Origin of the sequence: Cryobacterium aureum (assembly GCF_002954245.1) — a bacterium.
Classification (GTDB): Bacteria; Actinomycetota; Actinomycetes; order Actinomycetales; family Microbacteriaceae; genus Cryobacterium; species Cryobacterium aureum.
The window spans coordinates 469,066-493,460 of record NZ_PPTG01000009.1 but is presented as its reverse complement, the minus strand read 5'-3'; the positions used below and the strand labels follow the sequence as shown (position 1 = coordinate 493,460).

At 62.6% G+C, this 24,395-nt stretch carries 22 protein-coding genes and 1 pseudogene; 17 read left to right on the top strand and 6 right to left on the bottom strand.

The genetic code is table 11. From position 1 onward, the window contains the following. Positions 1-206: 206 nt before the first annotated feature. Positions 207-416 (top strand): hypervirulence associated TUDOR domain-containing protein, encoded by a 210-nt coding sequence (locus tag CJ028_RS05265; protein ID WP_105034199.1) that lies wholly within the window; start codon positions 207-209, stop codon positions 414-416. 53 nt (positions 417-469) lie between these two features. Here the strand turns inward: CJ028_RS05265 and CJ028_RS05260 are convergent, their stop codons facing one another. From CJ028_RS05260 to CJ028_RS05250, 3 genes are read right to left on the bottom strand one after another with little or no spacing between them, the layout of a single operon-like run. Then, positions 470-976, bottom strand: coding sequence for a hypothetical protein (locus CJ028_RS05260; protein WP_105034198.1), 507 nt, complete (start codon positions 974-976; stop codon positions 470-472). After that, entirely contained in the window at positions 940-1,539 is a 600-nt protein-coding gene (locus CJ028_RS05255; RefSeq protein ID WP_105034197.1) for a hypothetical protein, read from the bottom strand. Before CJ028_RS05255 ends, CJ028_RS05260 begins: the two co-directional genes overlap by 37 nt. Before the next feature lie 4 nt (positions 1,540-1,543). Continuing rightward, a complete protein-coding gene (locus CJ028_RS05250) occupies positions 1,544-2,290 on the bottom strand; it encodes a DNA-processing protein DprA (protein WP_105034196.1) in 747 nt (248 codons plus the stop codon). Positions 2,291-2,358: 68 nt separating this feature from the next. Here CJ028_RS05250 and CJ028_RS05245 point away from each other — a divergent pair, with 68 nt between their 5' ends. The 6 genes from CJ028_RS05245 to CJ028_RS05220 all read left to right on the top strand — a co-directional run bounded on the left by CJ028_RS05245 (position 2,359) and on the right by CJ028_RS05220 (position 8,572). Next, complete coding sequence (locus tag CJ028_RS05245; protein WP_105034195.1) at positions 2,359-3,366, top strand: bile acid:sodium symporter; 1,008 nt, start codon at positions 2,359-2,361, stop codon at positions 3,364-3,366. A 122-nt stretch (positions 3,367-3,488) separates the two neighbouring features. Further along, positions 3,489-3,971 (top strand): hypothetical protein, encoded by a 483-nt coding sequence (locus CJ028_RS21160; RefSeq protein ID WP_205683942.1) that lies wholly within the window; start codon positions 3,489-3,491, stop codon positions 3,969-3,971. A gap of 37 nt (positions 3,972-4,008) precedes the next feature. Next, on the top strand, positions 4,009-4,362 hold the full coding sequence (locus CJ028_RS05235) for a type II toxin-antitoxin system RelE/ParE family toxin (protein ID WP_105034194.1): 354 nt from the start codon (positions 4,009-4,011) through the stop codon (positions 4,360-4,362). A 65-nt stretch (positions 4,363-4,427) separates the two neighbouring features. Further along, complete coding sequence (locus CJ028_RS05230; protein WP_105034193.1) at positions 4,428-4,730, top strand: helix-turn-helix domain-containing protein; 303 nt, start codon at positions 4,428-4,430, stop codon at positions 4,728-4,730. After that, positions 4,618-5,829, top strand: coding sequence for an MFS transporter (locus CJ028_RS05225; protein ID WP_105034192.1), 1,212 nt, complete (start codon positions 4,618-4,620; stop codon positions 5,827-5,829). Before CJ028_RS05230 ends, CJ028_RS05225 begins: the two co-directional genes overlap by 113 nt. Before the next feature lie 784 nt (positions 5,830-6,613). Further along, the gene (locus tag CJ028_RS05220) at positions 6,614-8,572 is read left to right on the top strand and encodes an ABC transporter ATP-binding protein (RefSeq protein ID WP_240607096.1); all 1,959 of its coding nucleotides are present in this window, start codon (positions 6,614-6,616) and stop codon (positions 8,570-8,572) included. 296 nt (positions 8,573-8,868) lie between these two features. On the opposite strand, the gene CJ028_RS05215 is transcribed toward CJ028_RS05220, so the two are convergent. Both CJ028_RS05215 and CJ028_RS05205 read right to left on the bottom strand, forming a co-directional pair. Then, on the bottom strand, positions 8,869-9,336 hold the full coding sequence (locus CJ028_RS05215; protein WP_240607095.1) for a hypothetical protein: 468 nt from the start codon (positions 9,334-9,336) through the stop codon (positions 8,869-8,871). Positions 9,337-10,836: 1,500 nt separating this feature from the next. After that, on the bottom strand, positions 10,837-11,622 hold the full coding sequence (locus CJ028_RS05205; protein WP_105034189.1) for an SDR family NAD(P)-dependent oxidoreductase: 786 nt from the start codon (positions 11,620-11,622) through the stop codon (positions 10,837-10,839). 333 nt (positions 11,623-11,955) lie between these two features. Between CJ028_RS05205 and CJ028_RS05200 the strand changes: the two genes are divergently transcribed. Next, on the top strand, positions 11,956-12,717 hold the full coding sequence (locus tag CJ028_RS05200) for a 3-hydroxyacyl-CoA dehydrogenase (protein WP_105034188.1): 762 nt from the start codon (positions 11,956-11,958) through the stop codon (positions 12,715-12,717). Beyond that, positions 12,717-13,493: an enoyl-CoA hydratase/isomerase family protein gene (locus tag CJ028_RS05195; RefSeq protein ID WP_105034187.1), complete on the top strand. Its 777-nt coding sequence runs from the start codon at positions 12,717-12,719 to the stop codon at positions 13,491-13,493. Before CJ028_RS05200 ends, CJ028_RS05195 begins: the two co-directional genes overlap by 1 nt. A gap of 3 nt (positions 13,494-13,496) precedes the next feature. Here the strand turns inward: CJ028_RS05195 and CJ028_RS05190 are convergent, their stop codons facing one another. Further along, positions 13,497-14,150, bottom strand: coding sequence for a TetR/AcrR family transcriptional regulator (locus CJ028_RS05190; RefSeq protein ID WP_105034186.1), 654 nt, complete (start codon positions 14,148-14,150; stop codon positions 13,497-13,499). A gap of 263 nt (positions 14,151-14,413) precedes the next feature. Here CJ028_RS05190 and CJ028_RS05185 point away from each other — a divergent pair, with 263 nt between their 5' ends. From CJ028_RS05185 to CJ028_RS05155, 8 genes and pseudogenes are all read left to right on the top strand, one after another. Next, positions 14,414-16,378 (top strand): flavin-containing monooxygenase, encoded by a 1,965-nt coding sequence (locus CJ028_RS05185; RefSeq protein WP_105034185.1) that lies wholly within the window; start codon positions 14,414-14,416, stop codon positions 16,376-16,378. After that, positions 16,378-17,133: an SDR family oxidoreductase gene (locus CJ028_RS05180; protein ID WP_105034184.1), complete on the top strand. Its 756-nt coding sequence runs from the start codon at positions 16,378-16,380 to the stop codon at positions 17,131-17,133. The genes CJ028_RS05185 and CJ028_RS05180 overlap by 1 nt, the downstream gene beginning before the upstream one ends. A 400-nt stretch (positions 17,134-17,533) precedes the next feature. Further along, positions 17,534-17,704 (top strand): hypothetical protein, encoded by a 171-nt coding sequence (locus tag CJ028_RS21155; protein ID WP_205683940.1) that lies wholly within the window; start codon positions 17,534-17,536, stop codon positions 17,702-17,704. A gap of 126 nt (positions 17,705-17,830) precedes the next feature. After that, positions 17,831-19,090 (top strand): IS21 family transposase, encoded by a 1,260-nt coding sequence (istA, locus tag CJ028_RS05175; RefSeq protein ID WP_439099027.1) that lies wholly within the window; start codon positions 17,831-17,833, stop codon positions 19,088-19,090. Continuing rightward, positions 19,090-19,857 (top strand): annotated as a pseudogene (istB, locus tag CJ028_RS22055) (IS21-like element helper ATPase IstB); the annotation flags it as partial. The gene istA and the pseudogene istB, both read left to right, overlap by 1 nt. 486 nt (positions 19,858-20,343) lie before the next feature. Next, positions 20,344-21,570, top strand: a complete 1,227-nt coding sequence (locus CJ028_RS05165) for a cytochrome P450 (protein WP_105034183.1) — start codon at positions 20,344-20,346, stop codon at positions 21,568-21,570. A gap of 129 nt (positions 21,571-21,699) precedes the next feature. Continuing rightward, positions 21,700-22,692: a PDR/VanB family oxidoreductase gene (locus CJ028_RS05160; protein WP_240607094.1), complete on the top strand. Its 993-nt coding sequence runs from the start codon at positions 21,700-21,702 to the stop codon at positions 22,690-22,692. A gap of 99 nt (positions 22,693-22,791) precedes the next feature. After that, on the top strand, positions 22,792-23,730 hold the full coding sequence (locus CJ028_RS05155; protein ID WP_105034181.1) for a zinc-binding dehydrogenase: 939 nt from the start codon (positions 22,792-22,794) through the stop codon (positions 23,728-23,730). The last annotated feature ends 665 nt before the right edge of the window (positions 23,731-24,395 follow it).

Here is a 24,395-nt window from a genome sequence, read left to right as displayed (position 1 = left end):
ACGGGTAATCCTTCACACGATCAAGCGTCATACGAACCGCTCGCTCACGAACCTCATCTGGGTATTTCTTGGGCATAACCGAATCCTTTCACTAGAAAGAAAGCGGCAGGAAATCAGGGACGGTTCACAAATCCAGATCGGGGCGACGTAGTACAGCCAATATGGTGAAGAGATTCGGCAACGTTGTGACAGCGGAAGGTACACCCATGATAAATAAATTCTCAATCGGCGATCACGTGCGCTGGAACTCCGAGGCCGGCCATGTGCACGGCACCATCACGAAGATTCATACGAAAGACGTGGAATACAAAGGCCACACTCGCCGCTGCAGTCGTGATGATCCGCAGTATGAGATCGCAAGCGACACGACCGACCACGTGGCGATGCACAAGGGCGAAGCCCTGACGAAAATCTAGCCATGCGCGGCCGCCGATGGATACCAACGCGAACGTGCGAACGGTCTGTGCTGTCACGGGGTTCGGAACCATACCATTTCCGTCGATGGAGTCGAAATCTTCTTCAGGGGAGCGGGGCCGGCGGATGGGCCGACGCTCGTGCTAGGGCGCCCAACGAGCGCGAAACCTCCTGCCAGATGGAGTCGCGCGTTCGTGGGCCGGCCTCGAGCGTAGCCCGCAGAGACTCGCCCCAGCCAGTGGCTGCAGCAGGTGTGCTTATCAGGATGGATACTGCGTCGTGGGCGGCGGCCGGGTCCAGGGACCCAGCGAAAGAGGTCAGCCGGCGCGCAGTGGTCGAGTGCGGCCGCGTGCAGCAGCGACTGCAGGGCCGTGCGGGTCGTGGCCTCCCAGAACCCGCCGCCGTCGACGCCGCCCGCGGCCAGTCCGGTTCCGGCGGCGAGTCCGGCTGCGCGGATCATCGCCGTGAGCTGGTCTTCGCAACCGCGAATCGGCGACCACCGCAGTCCCGCCGGCACGCCGGCCGTCAGCTGCTGCGGATCCAAGACCGCGACCGGGTCCATCCGCTGCCGTGCGCGCCTTTGCCGGAACGCGACGGTCCGATGGCCAGGATCGAGTCCTCGACGCTCGCCCAGACCGCGGTGTTGCCGGATCGACCAATTTGATACCCAATGTCGGTCGGGCCGGCCTTTATGAGGGACGGGCGGAGGTGCGCCGCGCGCTTCAAGATTGCAGTTTTCGATACAGCCCGAGCCACCTCGGTCCGCGTTGCGATACCGGCGATGCGGTGCGAATCGACCGTGGTCGTGACAACCGCGCCCCTGAATATCCGCCACAACCAGAATGCAGCAGCGGATGCCAGACCCACCAGCAGGATTGCCGTCACCCAAAATGCAAAACGGTTCAAACCCGGTGCTTGCAGCACCGCCGCGGGGTTACCTGGATCGAGAAGCACGGCGAGCCTAGACTCCGGACCGCCGACCGGTCGCGCAATCCCGGTCGCCCAGGCCGCGACAGCGCCTGCAGCGCGCAGCAGCAGGGTCAACACTGCCGCACACACCAGAAGTCCGATTCCGAGGTTGGACAGCTCGTCGCCGATCGAGGCCTGCGGTCGTCGGGTGGACATCCGCTTAGAATTTCAAGTCAGGACCGGTGCGACTAAACCGTCTCGTGGCGGAGTACGCGAACGTTCGATCTCCGGAGAAGCCAGCGGTGGAGTCCAGCAGGTCGGTCACGTGCTGTGCGTCGATGACGAGGCTCGCGATGCCCTCCTGGAACAGTCGATGGCAGCCGGCACTCGCCGGGCTCGTCACCGGGCCGGGGACGGCGCCGACCGGACGGCCTAGCGCGTGGGCCTGTCCGGCGACGTTGAGCGAGCCGGATCGGTGGCCGGTCATGCCGTAGGCGCCGCCGGAGAGGATGGTGTGGCCTTGGGAGGCGAGTTTGGAGGTGAGCTCGGTCGCGACCTGGCTGCCATAGGCCGTCGCGGCACGGGCACCGACGATGGTTACGCGGCCGGGGAGCGGCGTGGATGGTTGGCCGGGGTCGCCCTTGAGCCAGAGTACGATCGGCGCGCTTGTGCCGAGCTGCTGCAGTTCGCCCGGCCAGTCGATGTCCTCGGGTGTGAGTAAACGCAGGTCGTGCCGTTCCATGTCGGCGAGGATTCGGTCGATCTGGCCGGGATTGATGCGCGGGGCCAGTCGTCGTGGCCACAACTCGCCCTCGGCTGGGTCGATGCCGTTGGGAAGCCGATCGCCCGAGGTGATCAGCTGCACGGTGGCTGCGGCGCCGAGCCGGGAGACCAAGGTTCCCGTGATCGTGTCGCCAGGCTCGGACAGTGCTGCGAGTGTCGTTCGCGCGTCTCGTTCTTCATCCATGGCCAGGACTCCTCAACCTGAATACAGGGTGCGCTTGCGATCCCGACCAAGCCTGACAGGATGGGAGCGTGCGAGCGGGCGTGGAGTGGATGGAGCGGCATCAGGTGCCGCTGTACCTTGCCGCGCTCGCGGCCGGCGCCGGGATCGGCCTTCTGATTCCTGGGGTCGCGTCCCCGGTTGAGCTCGCGATCAACCCCGTCCTTGGGCTGCTCCTCTACGCGACGTTCCTGGGGGTTCCGTTCGCGAAGATCGGGCAGGCATTTCGCGATTGGCGGTTTCTGTCCACGATCCTCGTGGTCAATTTCGTGGCCGTCCCGGTCGTCGTGTTCCTGCTGTCTCGGATCGTCGCCCACGACCGGGTTTTGCTCGTCGGAGTGCTGTTCGTGCTGCTGACTCCGTGCGTGGACTACGTCATCGTGTTCACCGGCATCGCCGGCGGCGCCAGGGAACGTCTACTTGCTGCCGCCCCGCTGCTCATGCTCGCCCAAATGCTGCTGCTCCCGCTCTACCTGTCGCTGTTCGTCGGGGCTGAATTCGTGCAGGCCGTTGACCTTGCACCCTTCGTTGACGCGTTTCTGCTCCTGATCGCCCTGCCCCTCGCGGTGGCCGGGCTCACGCAGCTCGCCGCAGCCCAGACCCGTGCCGGGCGGATCGTGCAGGACGTCATGCTGGGGGCGATGGTGCCGCTAATGATGCTCACCCTCGCCGTCGTGGTGGCCTCGCAGATCACCGGCGTCGGGCAAAAGCTCGCCACGCTGCTTCTCGCCATCCCCGTCTTCGTGCTGTTCGCTGCCGTTATGGTGCCGATCGGGGCTGTGGCAGGCCGGATCGCACGGCTCGACGTGCCGGGACGCCGGGCGATCGTGTTCAGCGGCGTCACCCGAAACTCCCTCGTTGTCCTGCCGCTCGTCCTGGCCTTGCCTGCCGCGTTCGACCTCGCCCCACTAGTCGTCGTCACCCAGACCCTCGTTGAGCTGATGATCATGGTCGTCTTCGTCCGGGGAATCCCACGACTTCTCCCGACCCAAGCGATTGAACCTTCCGGCACGAAAATGCCCCTCAACTCACGACCCTAAGTCCGCTTCGTATTGGAGGTGCGCGGGGCACTGCGCGGTCCGGGGTGACAGCGACAGAATCGAGTCAAGAGGCTTCGAGTACGTCGCGCGATACGGACCTCGACCTGCAGAGAAAGAAACTCATGGCGACAATCGAGCTGCTCCACATTGCAGACTGCCCGAACTCGGCACAGACACTTCTTCGCCTGCAGCGAGCGATCAAGAACACAATTCCCTCGAACTCACCGATCAAATCCACCCTGATCGATTCCGCCGAGACGGCCGCAAGTTTGCCCTTCGCCGGTTCCCCGACGATCCTCGTCGACGCTGTCGATCTCTTCCCGACGGATGGTCGCACCAACGACCTCGCCTGCCGGATCTATCTCACACCGAACGGCCTGGCCGGATCTCCGACCCAGCAACAAATCGAAGAAGCGCTCGCGGGCGGCGCAGCGCCTGGGTCAAGACCATCACGTCGAGGCTTTAAGCGGGTCGAGGGTATTTGCAGGGCTCACTCGCTGAGGACTGTCCACAGATTGCACCACGGACGTTCGAGACCGCGACCGTGCCGAATACGCTCTCCGCAATGGATGCGCATGAACCACGGAATCTTCCGCAAACCGTAGATGTAATACACCCTGAGAGTTATAATTTTGAAATGGAATGTGGGCCGTTGACCTGACGCTCATCGAGGACTGGCTAAGCGAGCTCGACGATGATTCGTATGGACAAGTGATGGCAGCGATCGAGCTGCTCGCCGAAAGGGGACCGCAGCTCGGCCGACCGATCGTTGACACCGTGACTGATTCTCGCCATAAGAATATGAAGGAGCTTCGGCCGGGTTCGGCCGGAAGTTCCGAGTTGCGGGCACTGTTTGCATTCGACCAGCGACGGAAGGCAATCTTCCTCGTGGCAGGTGACAAGGCCGGAAACTGGAAACGTTGGTACAGAACGAACATCTCGATTGCCGATGACCGATTCGATGAACACCTCAACCGGTTGACGAACGACAACTGAACTGCACGCGCCTCAAGCTCAATATTTAACCACGACGTTCTACTCAACGAGAAGAGACCGAGACTATGACCAGCCTTGACGACATGCTCGCCCGGCGCCCGGTAGATCGTGCCGCTGTCGATGCGCACAAAAAACGGATGCTCGACGAGGTGCGCGCCTATCGCCTCCGTGAGCTCCGCGAAGCGAACGACCTCACCCAGGTCGAACTTGCTGCGTTGCTGCACGTCACGCAAAACCGGATCTCACGCATCGAGAATGGTGACATCGAACGAACCCAAGTCGACACGCTCAGAAAGTACGTTGAAGCGGTCGGCGGCCGGCTCAAAGTGGAAGTCGAGATCGGCGAGGAAACCTACCAGATCGCCTGACTGGTCCAGCGGCGCGGATGCGCGCGAACAGGCGCGGGGGAGCATCCGCTCTGAAATGTGCGATTGGCACTTTCGCCTGCGGGCATCCAGTCCTACAGTGCCATCACGCAGATTATTGCGCGGGCTGGCATGGGGGCTGATGGATCGCTTTTCAACGCGGACATTCATCCTGCTTGCGCTCATCCTTTTGGCCGCCTCCTGTGCGATCCTTGCCTTGAGTGAAGATTTATGGGCGTTCGTCGTCTCGCAACTCCTCCAAGGTGCCGCTCGCGCTTACTTCTTCACCGGCGCACAGACGCGCGTAGTGCGTTCGGCGCGGCCGGCCGTTTCTGCCCTCGCGCTCATGAATGTGACGAACGGCATCGGATTGCTGGTCGGCCCCATACTCGCCGGATTCATCGGTGCATCGTCCCTGACCATCACTCTCTTCATCGCAGCAAGCATTGCAGCCGCTGCTATCCCAGCATGCGCATTCCTAGTGCGGTACGAGCCGTTTACGAGACCGCCTTCGGAGCCCGGCGTTGTCTCAGTTGCGGTCTGGCGGCGTTCCGGCGTGCTGTCTGCGGCATGGATGAGCGTGGCGGCTGGGTCATGGCGAGGCATTATGAACTCATACTTGCCACTCCTATTGTCAGAAGCAGGTCACTCCGTACCAGTCGGGGGTGCGATGACGACGTTGGCAAATCTTGCAGCATTGGCTGGTTCTATCTTGGCGCGGGGAGCCCGGCGGGCAGGCGTAAGACTTGCGAGCGTCTTGGGTACTGTGTTGGCCCTAGGAGGCATCGCTGCCATGGCCCTTCTCCTGCCCAACTTGGTATTGGCGGGCGCATTCCTCTTCATCTCGGGGGTGGGCTCAGGAATCCTGCAGACTCTTGGCCCGGCTCTCGCGGCAGAGGCGGTCGGCCGGGAAGAGCGTGGTCGCTCCATCGCCTCGATCGGCACGTTCCGTGCCTTCTCGCTCCTCGTCACACCCATGAGCATCATGGCACTAATTTTCGTACTTCCCTCTGCCGCAGTTGCGACCGCGATCGTTGCTATCGCTGTCGGCATCCCTGGTATGGCGATGCGGACCCGTGCTCCCCGCGGCATGAATGACTAAACCTTCTTGGCATCTATCTTCTTGAAATCTGCTTCTGTAATGCGCAGAACTGGCCTCCTGGCCGGCGCATTGAGCGCGAGCATATGCGCGCCGGTTCTGAGGGCACCGTCTAATTCATCCAAGCCAGCACATTCACGACTCGAGAAAAATTCGATGAAATGTCGTCATGATCGTCGATGGACGGACGAGAGGACACCGAGCACCCTGTTTCTGATCTCCGAGGTTGGAACCCACTAGTCACAAGAAGTAGGTCAACGGTGAACCTCGCGTAGCTCCTCTTAAACCAGAAATCGCTCCTGAGAATCCTAGGAGCGATTTCTTTTTGTTCCGACCGGGCCGTTTCGTGAACAGTTTCGCGAACGGCCCTTTGGTCGGGCTGACAGGATTCGAACGCGCGACCCTTGGAGGATCTGAGCACGACCGAATGTCTCCGAAAACCCCCGGATTCCCCTGTGTTTACAGGGAACCGGGCGGTTCGCTGCTTCCAATTTTACGTCATCGTTTTGGGTCATTTAGTGATGAATGTGATGGGTAAATGATGACCTTGTGAACCGCTTTTGGCGGGCGCACAGTCGTGGAATGACCGCGGTCCCTGACGCGGTCCATGACGCTGACCGGCGCACCGCGCATCGCCTCGGCAGCCGAGTTGCAAACCCCGCCCACGCGCTCGTTGCCGGCCGAGCCGTTTCATGAAAGAAGCCCCGGTTCGCCGCCACTGGGGAGAACACCGAGCTCGGGCAACTCGCCAACTAAACTTGGCCTAGTACGAGCGAAAGGAACCACCATGAGCATGGAAGGCGCGGCCTGGAGCTCGCTGCACAAGATCTCTACCGCCAGGGACAGCAAACACGGCTTCTCCCGTGAGTCCGTGCAACGGATCATGACGTTCGCGGTGCCCTACCGGTCCAAGCTGCTGATCTTCATCACCCTCTCCACCGTGGGAGCTTTCCTCGCGGTCGCGACGCCGGTACTCGCCGGCCAGGTGATCGACGTCATCGTCGCCCAGGGCGCGGTCACCACGATTGTGTGGCTCGCCGTCGTCATCGCGCTCGTCGCAGTGGCCGACGCCGCCGTGTCACTCGTGACGCGCTGGTACTCGGCGCGGATCGGTGAAGGCGTGATCCTGGACCTCCGCACTGCCGTCTTCAACCACGTGCAGAAGATGCCGATCGCGTTCTTCACCCGCACGCGAACGGGCGCCCTCGTGAGCCGCCTCAACAACGATGTGATCGGCGCTCAACAGGCCTTCAGCGGCACGCTGTCCGGCGTGGTCACGAACGTCGTGGCGCTGATCCTCACCCTGATCGTCATGCTCAGCACGTCCTGGCTCGTGACGGTTCTCGCCGTGATCATGCTCCCCATCTTCCTGGTACCCGCCCGCCGCATGGGAAGCCGCCTCGCCGCGCTCCGCCGCGAGGCCGCCGACCACAATTCCGCCATGAGCACGCAGATGACTGAGCGCTTCTCAGCGCCCGGCGCCACCCTCGTCAAGCTGTTCGGCCGGCCCGACGAGGAGGCCGAGGAGTTCCGCGTCCGCGCCGCCCGTGTCCGCGACATCGGTGTGCGCGCCGCAATGCTGCAGTTCGTCTTCTACACCGCCCTGATGCTCGTCTCCGCTCTCGCCCTCGCGCTCGTGTACGGGCTCGGCGGCGCCCTCGCACTAGCCGGCCAGCTCAATACCGGCGACGTGGTCACCCTGGCGCTTCTCCTCACCCGCCTCTACGCGCCGCTCACCGGCCTCGCAAACGCACGGGTGGAGATCATGAGCGCGGTGGTCAGCTTCGAGCGCGTCTTCGAGGTGCTCGACCTTGACCCGCTCATCAAGGAGAAGCCCGACGCCGTCGCCGTTCCCGAAGGCCCGGTGGCCGTCGAGTTCGACAACGTGCGCTTCGCCTACCCGTCCGCGGACAAGGTATCTCTCGCCTCTCTCGAGGAGGTTTCCACATTGGACACCCGCGGCGGCGAGGAGGTGCTGCACGGCGTGTCCTTCAGGATCGAGCCGGGGCAGACCGTTGCCCTCGTTGGTTCGTCCGGAGCCGGCAAATCCACGATTGCGCAGCTCCTCTCGCGCCTGTACGACGTCGACAGCGGCGCCGTGCGCCTCGCGGGGACGGATGTCCGCGATGTCACGTTCGCCTCCATGCGGCACACCCTGGGCATGGTGACACAAGACGGCCACCTGTTCCACGAGACCATCCTCTCCAATCTGCGCCTCGCAAGGCCGGAAGCGTCCGACGATGAGGTGTGGGACGCCGTCCGCCGTGCGCGGCTCGAGCCGCTCATCCGCTCCCTGCCCGACCAGCTGAACACCATGGTGGGCGAGCGTGGCTACCGATTGTCCGGGGGTGAGCGCCAGCGGATGACTATCGCGAGGCTCCTGCTCGCCCAGCCGCGCGTCGTCATCCTCGACGAGGCGACGGCGGCGCTGGACTCGACGTCTGAGGCCGCCGTGCAGGCGGCGCTCAGCGAGGCGCTCAAGGGACGGACAGCGATGGTGATCGCACACCGCCTCTCCACCATCCGCAGCGCGGACCTGATCCTCGTGGTTGAGGACGGCTCGATCGTGGAGCGCGGTACGCACGAGGAACTGCTGGCTGTGGGTGGGCGGTACGAGGAATTGCACCGGACCCAGTTCGCCGTGCAGAAGAATGTTGCGGCGGATGCGGATGCGGATGCGGATGCGGATGCGGATGCGGATGCGGATGCGCTAAGCGGCTCCGGCACACTGCGCGCATCGAGCTGACCCCTTGCTGTGCGCGGGGCACGTGCCGGGTGGGAGCCGAGACTGTCACCGCCCGGGCGCTGGTGCACAGCGACGCCGACACTCTCGCCGCCCTGGACGCGGCGCTGCTGGCGAGAGTACGGCCTGAAGCACCGGGCCTTCCATGCGGTCCGGCGCCTGAGCCGGACGACCGACGAGTCGGTGGCGCTGGCAATCACGGCCGCGTAACCGACTCCGGCCCGGTGGCCTCACGTCAAGCGCGGGCGGAGCGCGACGTGAGTTGGTGAAGGGTGGCTTCGATGCCGGCGGAATTGCCGCTACGCGGGGTCGACAAGGGCGGCGTCATCCTCGTCGCCCCAAGACTCAACAAGCGTGATTCGCCCGCGCGAATCGCGAATCGAAAGCACGAGCGCAATGATCGCGGTCGCGATTCCGATAACGCCCAGGGGGTTCGCGATACCAATAGCGATATCCAACGCAGGCTGTGTGGGTCCGCTGATGATTGTCTGCAAACCGCGAGGTGTTGAATCTGGAAGCGTGAGTCCCAACAAGAGTCCGCTAACGCCTGATGCAAGGAAAAACGTGTATGTTATCGCGCGAGTTTCGAACCCTCGACGTGCCGTGCGTCGTACCGCGAGCCCCGTGAACACCAGCAAGGCGGCAAAAATCACACCCAGCGTCGCCGCGTAGATGATGGTGAGGTCGCCACCGATCCCGAAGAGGTGGCGGCCGAAAGAGATCCACGCGGCCACCGCGATACCAGCAACCACGACCACGTCACCCATGTGCCCTGAGCGCGAGGCACCAGGCGTCGCGCGAACTCGAATTACGCTGTACGTCATCACGCGCTCTCAATCACTGTGCTCGTTACAACCGTAGCCATGGAAGTGCTTGCGCGTGCGCACCTCCACAGATGGACAAGCCCGCGAACCGCGAAATAAATGCGACGCTATCCGACAACACACCCCGACGCCACTTGGGACTGCGGCCGGTTCGATCGACTCATCTAGCCATATTGTTCGCCGGATGATTGCTCCCGCGACGGGGAACGCGGTCAGCAGCAAGCTGGCCATGACGCACTGGGTCGAGGTCATTCGTCGGATGGTGAATTTCTGCAGCTCGCTCATACTCAGGAGGAGCGCCAGGCTGCACCGTTTCGTCAGCGACGAAACAGCCGGGTCTTCGACGTGCAAGAGGCGTGGCAACTTAATCTGGGCGTTAAACAGTTCAATCGGTTCCACAAGGACTTCAGAATCAAGCAGCCCGGTGTCCTTCCGTAGGATCACGCATCCGGAAACAACGTGGGGGCTCGCTCTCCTGCGCGTGACGAAGCGATCCTCGATCGAATCAACTCGACCGTGATCTCGGCGTCCTTCAAAGGTAGGCCGCCAGCTCGGCAACGTCCATCAGAGGCTCGAGCCCCGAGCCGTCGGTGGGAGGGGAGCTTAGCTTGTCGTCGTGGATACTCATGCCCAGAAGGTGCGCACGACGATCCCGGACAATCGGGAGGTACCGAAACCGACGACGGCGACTCGCACGACAGGATCGAATAACCGGCTCTAAAACGCTGAAAGTGATGACGTAGTGATGACGTAATTAAATCTCTAACCTAAAAAGTCCCGGAAACCCTTGAGTTTCCGGGACTTTTGGTCGGGCTGACAGGATTCGAACCTGCGACCCCTTGCCAGAATCAGGGCGATTCTGGACGTGACCGAATGTCTCGGGAACTCGCGGATTCCCTTGATTTTGCAGGGAACCGGGCGGTTCACTTGGTCCGATTGTACGCGTCCATGTTCGGTTGGTCACGGTTGATTCAGGTGGGTAAATGATGGACAAGTCGACGACTTAGACGAGCAGAAACGGATGCGAAGTTTACGATTGCCTGGACAATCCCAAAATGGCCAGGTGGTCTGACTTTGGCGACGTGCTCGCCTTCATGGACCTGAGCCATGTGACGGATGTCAAGTGAACTCTCGGTGTAGTCCGACCGGCGAGACCCATGATGGCTGCGGCGTCGCCCCAGCGCCTTGTCCCTAAGTGGACAGCACGGGCGTCTTGGAGTGACATTCACCTTCGATGTTCGGCAGCTTCTGGCCGGCAAGCAGGCGGCGGTCGACGCTTTGCCAGTTGCCGAACGTGCGTGGCGCCCACCTAAACATCACCTTGCCCCGTGACTGCCCTGGTCGGCGGACGGCCCACTCCAACTAGCGGTCTTCCGACCACCAGTCTGCGAGCCGACATGGTTCAGTTGTCAGTACCTCGTAGGCTCGAATGCCCGTCGGGAGTCAGACGCCGTTGGCGCCGCCATCGATGAAGAAGGCAGATCCGGTGGAGAATGATGCTGCATCTGAGAGCAACCAGGCGGCAAGCTCGCCGACCTCTTCGGGTTGCCCGAACCGGCCAATGGGGTGCGCGTTTCTGCGCGCTGCGGCGAGCTGCGGATCCTGGAGCGCCAAGTCGGTCATTGGTGTCACGATTACCCCGGGCAGAATCGCATTTACCCGAATGCCGTGCTGGCTGTAGTCGGCCGAGGCGGAGCGGGTGAGACCGAGGACCCCGTGTTTGCTGGCCACGTAAGCTGGAAGTCCTGGCGAGGCGACGACACTCGAGCGCGAGGCCGAGTTCACGATCGATCCGCCGCCATGATTGCCCATATGCGCGATCTCGTGCTTGAGGCACAGGAAAGTTCCGGTGAGGTTTACGTCGATGACCCGCTGCCATGACTCGAGGGACAGCCCCGCAATTGGTTGTGCCGATGAGATGATGCCGGCGTTGTTGAACGCACCATTAAGCGCACCGTGTGCGTCGATGATTTCACCGACCGTCCTACGGACATCGTCTTCGCGGGTGATGTCGACGCGACTCGCCGTTGCGATCCCGCCCAGCGCGACGATCTCCTCTTGCACGGTGTCGGCGAGGTCGATGTCACGATCGGTCACGTGCACTCGGGCTCCGCGTCGTGCGCAGAGCATCGCTGTGGCCCGGCCGATACCTTGCCCGGCACCGGTAATGAGTATCGCCTTGCCCGCGAGTGAGACCTTCGAATATCCCGTGAGGTCGTCATTGCCCATGAGGCAAAGCTAGCGAGTCGCCGACGTCATGTCAACGATCGTGTTGAACTCGAATAGGATTCCGAGGTGCGGCGGCTCGGTCGTGTAGTCGAAGTGTCAATGGGCCATGGCTGAGCGCGGGCTTACCGATGCTCCTGCCGGTCCCGAAACACGGAACTTTGATACTCCGCAGCGCACGGCTCACCCCGACGACTTATCAACGTTCGCGTGGTTTGATGGCCGTGTCGCAGGCAATTCCGATTCACTGGGTCTTCCCGACACCAAGCCAGATTGCTAGCATTACCTAGTACTTACTTTGTTATCCAAGTAAATTTTCCTCGAAATGGAGTTCATATGGACATCACCGGCAAAGTCGCCCTGATTACCGGAGGTGCCTCCGGGCTCGGGCTCGCCACCTCCCGACTCCTTGTTGCGCGGGGAGCGTCGGTGGTTATCGCAGACTTGGCAACCTCGCCCGGCGCCGAGATCGCCGCAGAGCTCGGCAAAATGGTCGCATTCGTCCCTACCGATGTGACGAGTGAATCTGATGTCCAGTTGGCTGTCGCTGGGACCGATCAGTTCGGCGGACTCGATATTGTCGTCAACTGTGCGGGAATTTCCAGCGCCTCACGTGTTGTCGGCAAGCGAGGGCCGTTTCCGCTCGACGTCTTTCGGCGAGTGGTTGAGATTAACCTGGTTGGAACATTCAACGTACTGAGGCTCGCCGCTGCACGGATGATGGAAAGCCCGACCGAGGCTGAGGAGCGTGGGGTGATTGTCAATACGGCATCCGTCGCCGCGTTCGACGGACAGATCGGACAAGCGGCCTATTCCGCTTCAAAAGCGGGTATCGCTGGCATGACCCTGCCCATAGCCCGGGACCTTGCGCAGTACAAGATTCGTGTGATGACAATCGCGCCCGGTCTATTTCACACGCCGATGTTTGACTCACTGCCGCCTGAATCGATCGAGTCGCTCGGTGCACAGACGCCGCATCCTTCCCGGCTTGGCCAGCCCGCCGAATATGCCGCGCTTGTTTCGCATATCGTGGAGAACCCGATGCTGAACGGCGAAACGATCCGCCTCGATGGCGCCGTTCGACTTGGACCGCGCTGATGTCAGTTCGAGTTCTCGAGGTCACCAGCGCCGCGGGCGTCACCAGCCTGACGTTCAACCGCCCAAAGGAGGCGAACGCACTGAGCCCTGAGCTGGCCGACGCGTTCCGTGACGCCGTCGCGTCGGCCGTGTCCGACCCCGGCTGTCGCGTCATCGTCCTGGCCGGCAACGGCCGGTTCTTCTGCGGCGGCGGCGACGTAATCGGAATGTCGGAGGCGGACGATCCTGCCGAATTCACCGGCCGACTCGCCAGCACGATGCACGAGGCGCTCCTCGCACTTGCAACCTCTGGCGTGATCGTGATCGCTGCCGTTCAGGGGCCAGCGGCGGGAGCAGGTCTTGGTATCGTACTCAACGCTGATCTTGTCATCGCGACGGAGAATGCTTCATTCATTGGCGCTTATGGCGTGGTCGGGCTCACCCCGGATTGCGGGGTGTCGTACCTCCTCCCGAAGGTGATCGGTCCGATGCGCGCTTCGTCTGTGCTCCTCGCTGGCCAGGTGGTTGGTGCCACGGACGCCTTCCAGTGGGGCCTGGCCAACGAACTGGTCGCGGAGGATTCGCTCGCTACGCGCGTAGCGGAACTCGCAGCCCGGCTTACCGGAGGAGCAACCCAGTCGCTGGGCCCGACAAAGCGTCTTCTCGCGCGAGAGTCCATTGACGGTTATGCAGCACATCTGAAGGCTGAGGCCGACTTGATCGCTGCGCTTTCAGCCCGCCCGGATACGAAGTCGCGCATCAGGGAATTCGCGTCTCGGTCGAGCTCGCGCTCGTAGGTGCTACTTTGCCAGGCCGTCGAAGAAGAGCGTCGTGAAGGTAGAAGTGAGGTCCTGCGCGCTGTACTTGCGCCCGGGCACGAACCAACGGTGTGTCCAAAGCAACATGCCGAACAGCCCGTTTGCGGTAAGGGTTGCCGAGAGCCCCGCACGGAACGAGCCGTCGGCGACGCCTTCGAGAATGGCGTCGATGAAGAACCTCTCCAGGCGGTGTGTCTGTTCCACCATGCGGGTGGCCCATTCGGCGTCCTGTGAGACGACCTGTCGCATGTCCTCCTGAATGTAGACATACATGTATGGAAAGTGCTCGACCTGCGAGGAGATCATCACTTCGATCAGCTTGGTCAACTTCTCGCGGGGTGAAACAGGCAGGTCCGCGATGAGGACAGCGGTTGCGACATTGGCATTCAGGATGTTCTGGATGCATTCCTGGAAGAGTTCTTCCTTGCTGGCGACGTAGTAATACAGTGACGCGCGGTCCGTGCCGAAAAGAGCGGCAATGTCGTTGAGCGTCGCCGTGGCATAGCCCTTCTCCCGGAAGACGATCGCAGCGACACGAATGAGGTCGGCGCGTTTAGCGCTGTAGTCGGCCCCGCCGTCGGCGAGGGCCGCCTGGCGACGTTGAGAGATGCGGCTGGCCGCCAGTGGTTGCGTCATGAAAGTTGTTCCCGTCTAGTGCATCGATATCGAAGCGGTCGATCTTAGCAAAGTATAGGCAGGGTTATTAATTCGACTGGCTTCCGTGCCCATTGGGTCATTCCCACGACGTCATTCGCGATGAGGACGCTTGAGTCGTCAGGTTGCACACTTTCAGTCAACTAACGCGTTGACAACCTCGCTGGATGATGCCACGATGTTAGTGAACCCAGGGCAGAGTCGACCAGTTCGAAGCGCCCGTCCACGAGTGAGGCCCTCTAAGCATGATTACACAACTGCGTGACAACGGGGATGCTCCCCTCAGCGAGGCAGAACTGCGAGATGCGATCCAGACAGCGGCGGTGCCTGCCCTGCTCATGGTCGTATTTCAGATTACTGGCGACGAGAAGTGGTTGGGCAAGCGCTACCGCCCTACCCGAGGCAGGGGGCTCAATAATCACGAGTCCGGGGGCCTGCCCGACGAAGTGCAGGCCGAAATCCGCGACGCCGCAGTCGACGCAATCCTCTACTTGCAGGCGGGGAATGAGCCCGCAGTGGCCGAGCTGTCGCCCGAGCGCACGGTAGAACTCGTGAGCCTCTTCCTCGGCGAAAAGGTCGACGACCGTTACGGTCCCCTTCTCGCGGGCGAACTTCGTCGTCGCTCGGCTACCGGAGCGGACCTGAAAGAGACACAGCCGATTGATGCGCCCGACGGGTACAAGGTTGTCGTGATCGGCCTAGGGGTTGCGGGTCTCGTGGCAATCCATTACCTCCAAGAGATGGGCATCGACTTCACGGTGTTCGAGCGAGCGAAGGAAGCTGGCGGCGTGTGGTACCAGAACACGTACCCCGGCGCCGGTGTCGACACCCCGAGTCACCTCTATTCCTTTTCCTTCATCGATCGTGATTGGAAGAAACACTTCGAGCTGCGTGACGAGCTTCACTCGTACTTCACCGATGTGCTCGATCAGCTGCACGCCGCAGATCAGGTGCAATTCGAGTCCGAGGTGCTGAGCGCCACGTACAGCGACGAGACAAGCCTCTGGACCGTCGAAGTTCGCGGGCCGGATGGGTTCGTCGCCGAGTACATCGCGAACATTGTCATCAGTGCCGTCGGCTCGCTGAATAAACCGCGCCTTCCAGACATCAGGGGAATGGACACCTTCACCGGAACGCAGTTCCACTCGTCGAACTGGCCAGAGGGCTTCGACGTTCGCGGCAAGAGAGTCGCAATCGTGGGCGTCGGTGCCAGCTCGCAGCAGATCGCCCCCGAGATCGCCCCCCTTGCGGAGCACATTACGATCTTCCAACGTTCCCCGCAGTGGGTAGCGCCCTTCGATCTGTTCCGTGAGGACATCGCCGGGGAGGAGCGTACCCTGCTGCAGCACGTGCGCCTCTACCACGCGTGGAGTTGGGTGCGCCTGTTCTGGCAGTTCGGCGACAAGGTGATCAACGCACTGCGGATCGATCCCGGATGGGAACACCCAGAGCGATCAGTCAACGCCGTCAACGATGGCCACCGAAAGTTGTTCACGCGTTACCTTCAAGAGCAGTTGGCTGGCCGTCCGGACCTATACGAGAAAGCGCTGCCCGACTTCCCCCCGTTCGGCAAACGGATCCTTCTCGACAACGGTTGGTACTCGACCCTCAAGCGGGACAACGTCACTCTGCTTACCGAGGGGGTCACGTCGGTGGACGCAAGCGGACTCGTCGATAGTGCCGGCGAGCATATCGACGTCGACGTCATTATCTGGGCCACGGGGTTCCACGCCGCCTACTTTCTTGACTCGCTCGAAGTTCGTGGTGTGGAGGGTGTCCACCTCCGCGAGGTGTGGGAAGGGGACGACCCCAAGGCCTACCTCGGCGTCTCCATCCCGAACTTCCCTAACTTCTTCATGCTCGGCGGTCCGCACTCGTTCCCCGGCAGCGGGAGCTTCATGTACTTCATGGAAGTTCAGATGCGATATTTGCGCGACCTGATCACCGGGATGCTCGAACAAGGCATCACGGCGATCGACGCGAGGGAAGACGTGACCGCTCGCTACAACGAGGTGGTCGATGATCTGCACGCGAAGACCGTGTGGACTCACCCTGGCTTCGGAACTTACTACCGCAACTCGAAAGGTCGCGTCATCTTCGTGATGCCGTTTCTCAACCTCGAGTACTGGGAGTTCACGCAGCGTCCTGACTTCGAGAACTACACACTTCGAGTCAACGAGTCGGCGGCGTTACTGCAACAGCCAGCCTGATGGCCGTGCGCACCGCCTTGGTAACGGGAGCATCCCAGGGACTCGGCGCCGCGATCGCCCGCCGGCTTGGTTCCGATGGGGTGGCGGTCGCCGTCGCGGCCAGACGTAAACCCGAGAGCGAGGCGGTGGCAGAGTCCATTCGTGCTGCGGGCGGCCGGGCGATCGCAGTAACGTGCGACGTGACCGATCGGGAGCAAGTGGATGCTGCCGTCGCCGCGACGACCGACGCTTTCGGGTCTCTCGATATCCTCGTCAGCAATGCGGGTGTCACGCGCGATGCGCTGATCCACCGCATGACCGACGAGGACTGGCACACCGTGCTTGAAACCCATCTTACGGGTGCGTTCTTGACCAGCCGCGCCGCCCAGGCACAGATGGTTCCGAACGGCTTTGGTCGAATCGTGTTCATCGGGTCAACGTCTACCGGCGGATGGCGCGGGCAGTCGAACTATTCGGCCGCGAAGGCCGGCTTGCAGGGGCTCGCCCGCACGCTCTCCCTCGAACTCGGACGATTCGGCATCACCGTTAATGTGGTTCAGCCCGGCCACATCGACAGCGAGCTGACGCGCGGTACTGCAGAGCGGCTCGGGATGGATTATGCGGACATGGCCGCCGATCGCATCGTGAGCAATGCAATTAAACGAGTCGGCCTCCCCGATGATGTCGCGAACGCGGTGTCTTTCTTCGCGGGCGAGCGAGCCGGGTACGTCACAGGTCAGGTGCTGAGTGTGTCTGGCAAGCCGAGCATCCTCTGATCGTGCCTTTCGATTCCGGTGTCCGCCGAGGTAGAGCTCGATTGCGAAGTGACCGGCCTCGAGGATAAGGGGTCCGGAGCGCTCATCACCTGGACCACGAGAGCGCGTTTGATGGGTGAGCCATTGTTGACATCCACCTCCCACGTATTCCTCGTGGGCGGTAGGGATCGGCCTATGGCGAGTGGACTCCGGGGTCGGTCGCGGAGAGCGCCAGAACATCCCGGAGAGTGCACGATGGGACGGTTAAAGTATCCGCCAAAGCCTCGCAGGACTGTGCCAGGCCTGCGAGGAACAACACGGCCACAGCCCTGACAGGGCCGCGCTGATCAAACTCGCCCAGCCCGCGGCCCCAGACACCGGCCCCGACAAGGCAACGGCCAGGACGCTGGCCGAACAGGCTGTGCTGTGGCGGGCAGAAGCCCAGACGCTCTACAGCGAGTATGAACTTTCCGCCATCACGTCGGCGCGCGGCGATACCGAACGGACCCGGGCCACGGAAGTTGATCTGGACGCTACAGCGGCGCAGATCATCGCCACCGTGTCCGACAAGCGCTCCGTTTGGACCGCCTAGAACGTGATGGCCGAAGTGCACCGCCGGGCGAAGGAATACGCCTCTGGAAACGGAATCTGTCAGCGACGGTTGGAAATTGAGCCAGAATCGACGGTGAAAACTGAGCCGCCTTAGCGCGATTGATGGGTGATTACGGTGGAAGAGTGGGCTTTGGTTCGTCGCCTTCATGTGAATGAGGGCGTGTCGCAGCGGGAGATCGCGAAGCGGTTGGGCATCGCGCGGAACACGATCGCGAAGGCGATCAAGTCAGAGAAACCGCCCAAATATGAGGGCGTCGATCGGTCGTCGGGGATGCGGTCTCTGGAACCGCGGATTCGGGAGTTGTTGTCGCAGAATGCGCGGATGCCGGCGACGGTGTTGGCTGAGCGGTTGGCGTGGACCGGGTCGATTACTTGGTTTCGTGAGACCGTTGCGCGGTTGCGGCCGGAGTATGCGCCGGCGGATCCGGCCGACCGGTTGAACTATGCGGCCGGGGATCAAACCCAGTGCGATTTGTGGTTTCCGCCGGTGAAGATCCCGTTGGGACCTGGCCAGACGGGGTCGCCGCCAGTGCTGGTGATGATGTCTGGATTCTCCCGCTTCATCACGGCGGTGATGCTGCACTCGCGAACGACGCCGGATATGCTGGCCGGGATGTGGCAGCTGATCTCGACCCAGATGCTGGCAGTGCCGCGGCGGCTGATCTGGGACAACGAGGCAGGCATCGGCCGTGGCAACCATTTCGCCGCCGGCGTCGGCGCATTCACCGGAATGTTGGCGACGAAGATCGTGCAGCTCAAACCGTTCGATCCGGAATCCAAGGGAATCGTCGAACGCGCCAACCAGTACTTGGAGACGTCGTTCCTGCCCGGGCGCAGCTTCACCAGCCCTGACGATTTCAACCGGCAGCTAGCCGACTGGCTCCCCACGGCCAACGCCCGGACTGTCCGCCGGTTGGGCGGCAAACCGATCGAGTTCATCGGCCAGGACCGGGTCATGATGTTGCCGATGCCGCCGCTGGCCCCGCTGGCCCCGCTGGCCCCGCTGGCCCCGCTGGTCGGCTTCACCGAACGGGTGCGGCTGCCGCGGGACTACTACGTGCGTGTCGCCAGCAATGATTACTCGGTGGACCCGACCGCGATCGGCCGATTGGTCGACGTCACCGCTACTTTGTCTCAGGTGACGGTGCGGTTGGACGAGCGCGTGGTGGCCTGTCATGACCGGGTGTGGTCGACCGCGCAGACCATCACCGATCCCACCCATGTGGTTCAAGCCGGTCGGTTGCGCCGCGCTTTTCAACATCCGGCGGCGCCGGCGGATGCGGACTTGCTGCGGGATCTGGCCGACTACGACACCGCGTTCGGCGTCAACTTCGACGTCCAAGGTCTGGACGAGGAGGCCGTGTAATGGGCGACACGACCAGCAGTGAGATCGAGTATCTCGCTCGAGCGCTCAAAGCACCGCGCATTCGCGACGCCGCCACCCGGCTGGCCGAGCAAGCCCGGCAGGCCGCCTGGACTCACGAGGAATACCTTGCCGCGGTGCTCTCCCGGGAAGTATCCGCGCGGGAAGCGTCCGGGGCCGAGATCCGTATCCGAGCTGCCGGGTTCCCGGCCCGGAAATCTTTGGAAGACTTCAATTTCGACCATCAGCCCGCGTTGCGCCGCGACACCATCGCCCACCTCGCGACCGGATCCTTCCTCGCCGAAGCGCAAAACGTCGTGTTGCTCGGCCCTCCCGGCACCGGAAATACGCACCTCGCGATCGGTCTCGGCCTCAAAGCCGCCCACGCCGGCCACCGGGTGCTGTTCGCGACCGCAGTCGAATGGGTCGCCCGGCTCCAAACCGCGCACCACCTCGGCCGGCTCCCGCACGAGCTCGTGAAACTGCGTCGTTATGGGCTCGTCATCGTTGACGAAGTCGGCTACATCCCGTTTGAACAAGACGCCGCGAACCCGTTCTTCCAACTCGTCTCATCCCGTTACGAACACGCATCCCTGATTTTGACGTCAAACCTGGCATTCGCCCGCTGGGGCGACGTGTTCGGCGATCAGATCGTCGCTGCAGCCATGATCGACCGCATCGTCCACCACGCCGACGTCCTCACCCTCAAAGGCACCAGCTACCGACTGCACAACACCGGGATCGAATCTTTACCTTCAGTCCGCGCCGAGAACGCGGCACAAGAGAACACACAACAAGTGGCTCAGTTTTCACCGCCGATAGTGGCTCAGTTTTCAACCGTCGTCGACAGGCATCCTGCCCGAAGGCACGGTGAAGCCGTGGTGGCGCGCAGTCTCAACTCAGCCTCCCTGCGGCTGAGCCCTGCTCCCGTCCACGGGACGTTCAAGACCCTCACCCGGAACTCCGGTACCAGCGAGTTCGCCCGCCGCGCTGAGACCCTCTACACTTCCGCCAAGATTTTTGCAGATGAGAATCACCACCGGCCCAGGAGGCTGCGGCAAAAGAAGTCTCCTGAAGGGGAGCCTCCTGCCCTTGAATCTACAGAACCGTTGACATCGGCTGTGAGGGGTGCCACTCTGGGGGGAGAAATCAACAACATCGTTGATGGGAAGGTCTCCTGCCCTTCCCATAGCCGGTGGACAAGGCTCCTGCAGGAGCTTTGTCCGCGGCTGGACCGTCGACACGAGGAGTAGCCCATGAGCACCGATCTGCGTGAACACAACCAACTAGCCCCCGACAACGTGCCAGTTGATCGTGTGGTCGACTTTGACATGTTTAATCCGCCACACATCGATAAGGGCATGCAGGAGGCGTGGACGAGTCTTCAGTCGCATGGGGAGCATGGTCTCGTGTGGACCGCACACAACGGGGGGCACTGGATTGCCACCAAAGGACATCTCGTCAAGGAGATATTTGAGAACAACAAAACGTTCTCGAGCGAGTGTCCGTTCCTGCCCAAGGAGGCGGGTGAACAGTACAGTTTCATCCCCGTGTCCATGGACCCGCCGGAGCACCAGCCATACCGAAAGATCATCAACGACGCGGTCGGCCCGGGAACGATCCGGCGGATCGAACCGGAGATTCGTCAGGTTGCCAAGGACCTGATCGCGACAATCCGCGAGCGCGGATCGTGTGACTTCACCAAGGACTATGCAGAGATCTTCCCCATCGAGATCTTCCTCAAGCTGCTTAACCTACCCAGCACGGATGCCGCGCGCCTGAAGTACATCGGTGACCAGATGACCCGCCCGGATGGTTCCATGACGATGGCCGAAGCCCACGACCACTTCTTCGATTTCCTGGCGCCGTTCATCGATGAACGCAGAAAGTCTCCCGGGGACGATCCCATCAGCACGATTGTCCACAGTACGGTCGACGGACGGCCGCTCACGCAGGACGAATGCCTCCGCCTTTGCGGCTTGCTGCTCTTGGCCGGCCTGGACACCGTCGTCAACTTCCTCAGCTTCATGATGCAGTACCTGGCCGAGCATCCAGACGACTGCCGGTACCTCATCGAAAACCCGAATAGCATCCCCACTGCGACGGAGGAACTACTGCGCCGATTTGGGCTGGTCTCGGACGCGCGCATCGTCAAGGGCACCAAAGACATCGACGGGGTCACGTTGAAGGACGGGGACATGGTCGCGATCCCCTCGATGCTCTACGGCCTCGATCCCAACGTGACCGAGTGCCCCCTGGATGTCGACTTCACACGATCGAAGGTCGAGCACCTCACCTTCGGGCACGGTGTTCACCGCTGCGCCGGTTCCTACCTCGCACGCGTCGAGATCCAGACGACGATCAGAGCATGGCTCGAGAGCATCCCCGATTTCGAGATCGTCCCGGGCGAGACCGTCCGACACGCATCAGGGATCGTCGGGACGGTCCTCAACCTCCCGCTGCAGTGGAACAACGCTTCATGATGCCGATTCGGCAGGAAAGGCCGGTGGCGCTGAGGACACGGTCGCTCAATGAGGCACGCCCGGTGCTCATCCAGTCCCACACGCGCCTTGGTCCAAGCCCGCAATCCCATCTTCGAACGGAGCACGTCCGTGCAGATCACACATGACCAGATCCCGCATGAGCGGATCGCGCACGACGAGGTGGACCTGCGGCTGCGGGTCACCGCTCGCCGGACCGGCGCCGAGGGTGTCGTCGTCCTCCACCTGTGCGACCCGGCCGGCGCCGATCTTCCGGCCTGGGCGCCCGGGGCACACATCGACCTGAAGGTATCCGACGGGATGAGCCGCCAGTACTCGCTCTGCGGCGAGCCCGACGACCGTTCGCTCTGGCGGATCGCCGTCCTTCGGGAACCGAAAAGCCGCGGCGGGTCCGAGCGGGTGCACACCGCGCTGGTCGAAGGAGTGGAGGTGGACGTCCGAGGGCCGCGCAACAACTTCCCGCTGGTGCCCTCGCCGAGGTACCTGTTCATCGCCGGCGGCATCGGAATCACCCCTATCCTGCCGATGCTGACCGCCGCGGAGGCCGCCGGCGCCGAATGGGAACTGCACTACGGCGGGCGCAGTCGCCGGTCGATGGCCTTCCTCGAATCATTCGAGGATGCGACTGACAATCGGGTCACGCTGCACCCGCACGACGAGGTCGGCCTCATCGACCTAGACAAGATCCTTGGCGCCTCTCGGTCAGAGACGTTGGTCTACTGCTGCGGCCCCGAGCCGCTGCTGGCCGCCGTTGAGCAGCGCTGCGCCGCGTGGCCGCCGGGCAGCCTGCACGTGGAACGGTTCAGCCCCAAGGCCGTCGGTGAGCCGCTGCTGGCCGAGTCGTTCGAGGTGGAACTGGCCGCCAGCGGGCTGGCCCTGACCGTGCCGCCGGAGAAGTCCATCCTTCAGGTCGTCGAGGAGGCCGGAGTCTCCGTGCTCTCCTCCTGTCAGGAAGGGACGTGCGGCACGTGTGAGACGTCGGTCCTTGAGGGCCAGGTCGACCACCGGGACTCTGTACTAACCCCGGCGGAGCAGAAGGCGAACGACACGATGTTCATCTGCGTGTCCCGAGCAGCTTGTCCAAGACTTGTCTTGGACCTCTGAGTCCTGGGCCTAAGGATGCCCACTGACGAAGGCCAGGTCCTAAGCGCAGTTTGATCCTGGTCCGTCGAAGCCACAGAAGTTCACTGAAAGGAAACCGTCATGAAGGCTTGGCAATTCGTTACCGAGAACCACCCGTTGGAACTGCACGATGTTCCCGACCCGGTCCCCGGACCGGGCGAACTGGTGCTGGACGTCAAGGGTGCGGGTATCTGCCACAGCGATGTCGGATTCCTCGACGGCACCTTGTCCGGGCTCCTGCCCAAACGTCCCATCACGCTCGGCCACGAGATTGCTGGCGTCGTCTCGGCCCTCGGACCCGGCGTCGCCGGATTCACGGTGGGCCAGCACGTCGCCATCCCGTGCGACATCCCCACCCCCGGCACCAGCATGGACGGCGGATTCGCCGAGAAGGTCCTCACCCCCGCCAGGTTCGTCATTCCGGTGCCGGAGGGGGTTCCCTTCGACCAGGCCGCCGCGGCGACCGATGCCGGCATGACGGCGTACCACGCGGCCATGACAGTCGGCGGGGTCAAGGCCGGTGACAAGGTCGGCATTATCGGCCTCGGCGGTCTAGGTTCCCTGGCCGTTCAGATCTGCGTCGGCGCCGGGGCCGAGGTCTACGCCGCCGAGGTCAATGAAAAGGTGTGGGACCTGGGCAGGGAACTCGGCGTGACCGCCGTAGCCAAGGACATCCGTGAGTTCGCCGACAAGGACCTCGATGTCATCATCGACTATGCTGGCTTCGGCACGACGACGGCAGGGGCCATCGACACGGTCCGTCCCGACGGCAGGGTGGTACAGGTCGGGCTCGGGCACCCAGAAGGAACCTTGAACCTTCAGCGCCTGACGCTCTCCCGACTGACCCTCGTAGGATCCCAGGCCGGCACCCAGGAGGACTGCGCGGCGGTCCTGAAACTCATCAGCGAGGGCAGGCTCAAAGCCAACGTCACTACCACCTCCTTCGACGAGATTGGTGAAGGCGTGCAGAAACTCGAGCGCGGCGAGGTCATCGGCCGTCTGGTGGCCGTCCGTGACTGATCAGCACCTGCATCCCGGTGTGACGTGGCCGGGGCGGTAGCGAAGGCACGCTGACAGGCGCTTCGAGGGCGGGGCACCGGACCAGTGCCGGCCCCGCCCTCGAAGCGCTCCCGGTTCTCCAAGTGCGCCGGACCAGGATGCAATGCGACGGGTCCTGCTGCGCCGGCCGGTGGTGTGCTGTTGATGGTCCCGACAGGGTCCAGTTGATGCCGCCGGCTGCATCGGTCTTAGACGATATGAGTAGTGCACAGCTCTTGAGACTGGGGCCTCGGTTCGAGTAGGACTTGGTTACCAGCATGGAAGGTTGGCCTAACCGACTGTTGAACTTGGAGGCCCCAGTTGAGTATTTATCGTAGTTTTGTTGGCCTGGATGTGCACGCGCGATCTATCGCGGGGTGCGTCATCGATGACCGGGCCGGTGAAGTGGTGCACCACAACTTCGGATTCGATCTGACCGAGGTCCGGGCGTGGGTGAAGTCGTTGTCGGAACCGACCGAGGTATCGTACGAGGCGGGGCCGACCGGTTTCGGTTTGTCCCGTTTGCTGGACGAGTCAGGGACCAGATGTGTGGTCGCGGCTCCGTCGAAACTCTTACGTCCAAGTGGTGACCGGGTGAAGACCGACGCCAGGGACACGTTCCATCGGTCGAGGAAGAAGCCGCCCGT

Excerpts from the sequence above, each read along its gene's own strand:
- CJ028_RS05250 (WP_105034196.1), bottom strand. The coding sequence starts at position 2,290 with ATGGATGAAGAACGAGACGCGCGAACGACACTCGCAGCACTGTCCGAG.
- CJ028_RS05155 (WP_105034181.1), top strand. The coding sequence starts at position 22,792 with ATGAAGGCTTGGCAATTCGTTACCGAGAACCACCCGTTGGAACTGCAC.
- CJ028_RS05190 (WP_105034186.1), bottom strand. The coding sequence starts at position 14,150 with ATGACGCAACCACTGGCGGCCAGCCGCATCTCTCAACGTCGCCAGGCG.
- CJ028_RS05195 (WP_105034187.1), top strand. The coding sequence starts at position 12,717 with ATGTCAGTTCGAGTTCTCGAGGTCACCAGCGCCGCGGGCGTCACCAGC.
- CJ028_RS05200 (WP_105034188.1), top strand. The coding sequence starts at position 11,956 with ATGGACATCACCGGCAAAGTCGCCCTGATTACCGGAGGTGCCTCCGGG.
- CJ028_RS05165 (WP_105034183.1), top strand. The coding sequence starts at position 20,344 with ATGAGCACCGATCTGCGTGAACACAACCAACTAGCCCCCGACAACGTG.
- CJ028_RS21160 (WP_205683942.1), top strand. The coding sequence starts at position 3,489 with ATGGCGACAATCGAGCTGCTCCACATTGCAGACTGCCCGAACTCGGCA.
- CJ028_RS05235 (WP_105034194.1), top strand. The coding sequence starts at position 4,009 with ATGTGGGCCGTTGACCTGACGCTCATCGAGGACTGGCTAAGCGAGCTC.
- CJ028_RS05205 (WP_105034189.1), bottom strand. The coding sequence starts at position 11,622 with ATGGGCAATGACGACCTCACGGGATATTCGAAGGTCTCACTCGCGGGC.
- CJ028_RS05260 (WP_105034198.1), bottom strand. The coding sequence starts at position 976 with ATGGACCCGGTCGCGGTCTTGGATCCGCAGCAGCTGACGGCCGGCGTG.
- CJ028_RS05180 (WP_105034184.1), top strand. The coding sequence starts at position 16,378 with ATGGCCGTGCGCACCGCCTTGGTAACGGGAGCATCCCAGGGACTCGGC.
- CJ028_RS05265 (WP_105034199.1), top strand. The coding sequence starts at position 207 with ATGATAAATAAATTCTCAATCGGCGATCACGTGCGCTGGAACTCCGAG.
- CJ028_RS05220 (WP_240607096.1), top strand. The coding sequence starts at position 6,614 with ATGAGCATGGAAGGCGCGGCCTGGAGCTCGCTGCACAAGATCTCTACC.
- CJ028_RS05225 (WP_105034192.1), top strand. The coding sequence starts at position 4,618 with ATGGTGACATCGAACGAACCCAAGTCGACACGCTCAGAAAGTACGTTG.
- CJ028_RS05230 (WP_105034193.1), top strand. The coding sequence starts at position 4,428 with ATGACCAGCCTTGACGACATGCTCGCCCGGCGCCCGGTAGATCGTGCC.
- CJ028_RS05215 (WP_240607095.1), bottom strand. The coding sequence starts at position 9,336 with ATGGGTGACGTGGTCGTGGTTGCTGGTATCGCGGTGGCCGCGTGGATC.
- CJ028_RS05255 (WP_105034197.1), bottom strand. The coding sequence starts at position 1,539 with ATGTCCACCCGACGACCGCAGGCCTCGATCGGCGACGAGCTGTCCAAC.
- CJ028_RS05185 (WP_105034185.1), top strand. The coding sequence starts at position 14,414 with ATGATTACACAACTGCGTGACAACGGGGATGCTCCCCTCAGCGAGGCA.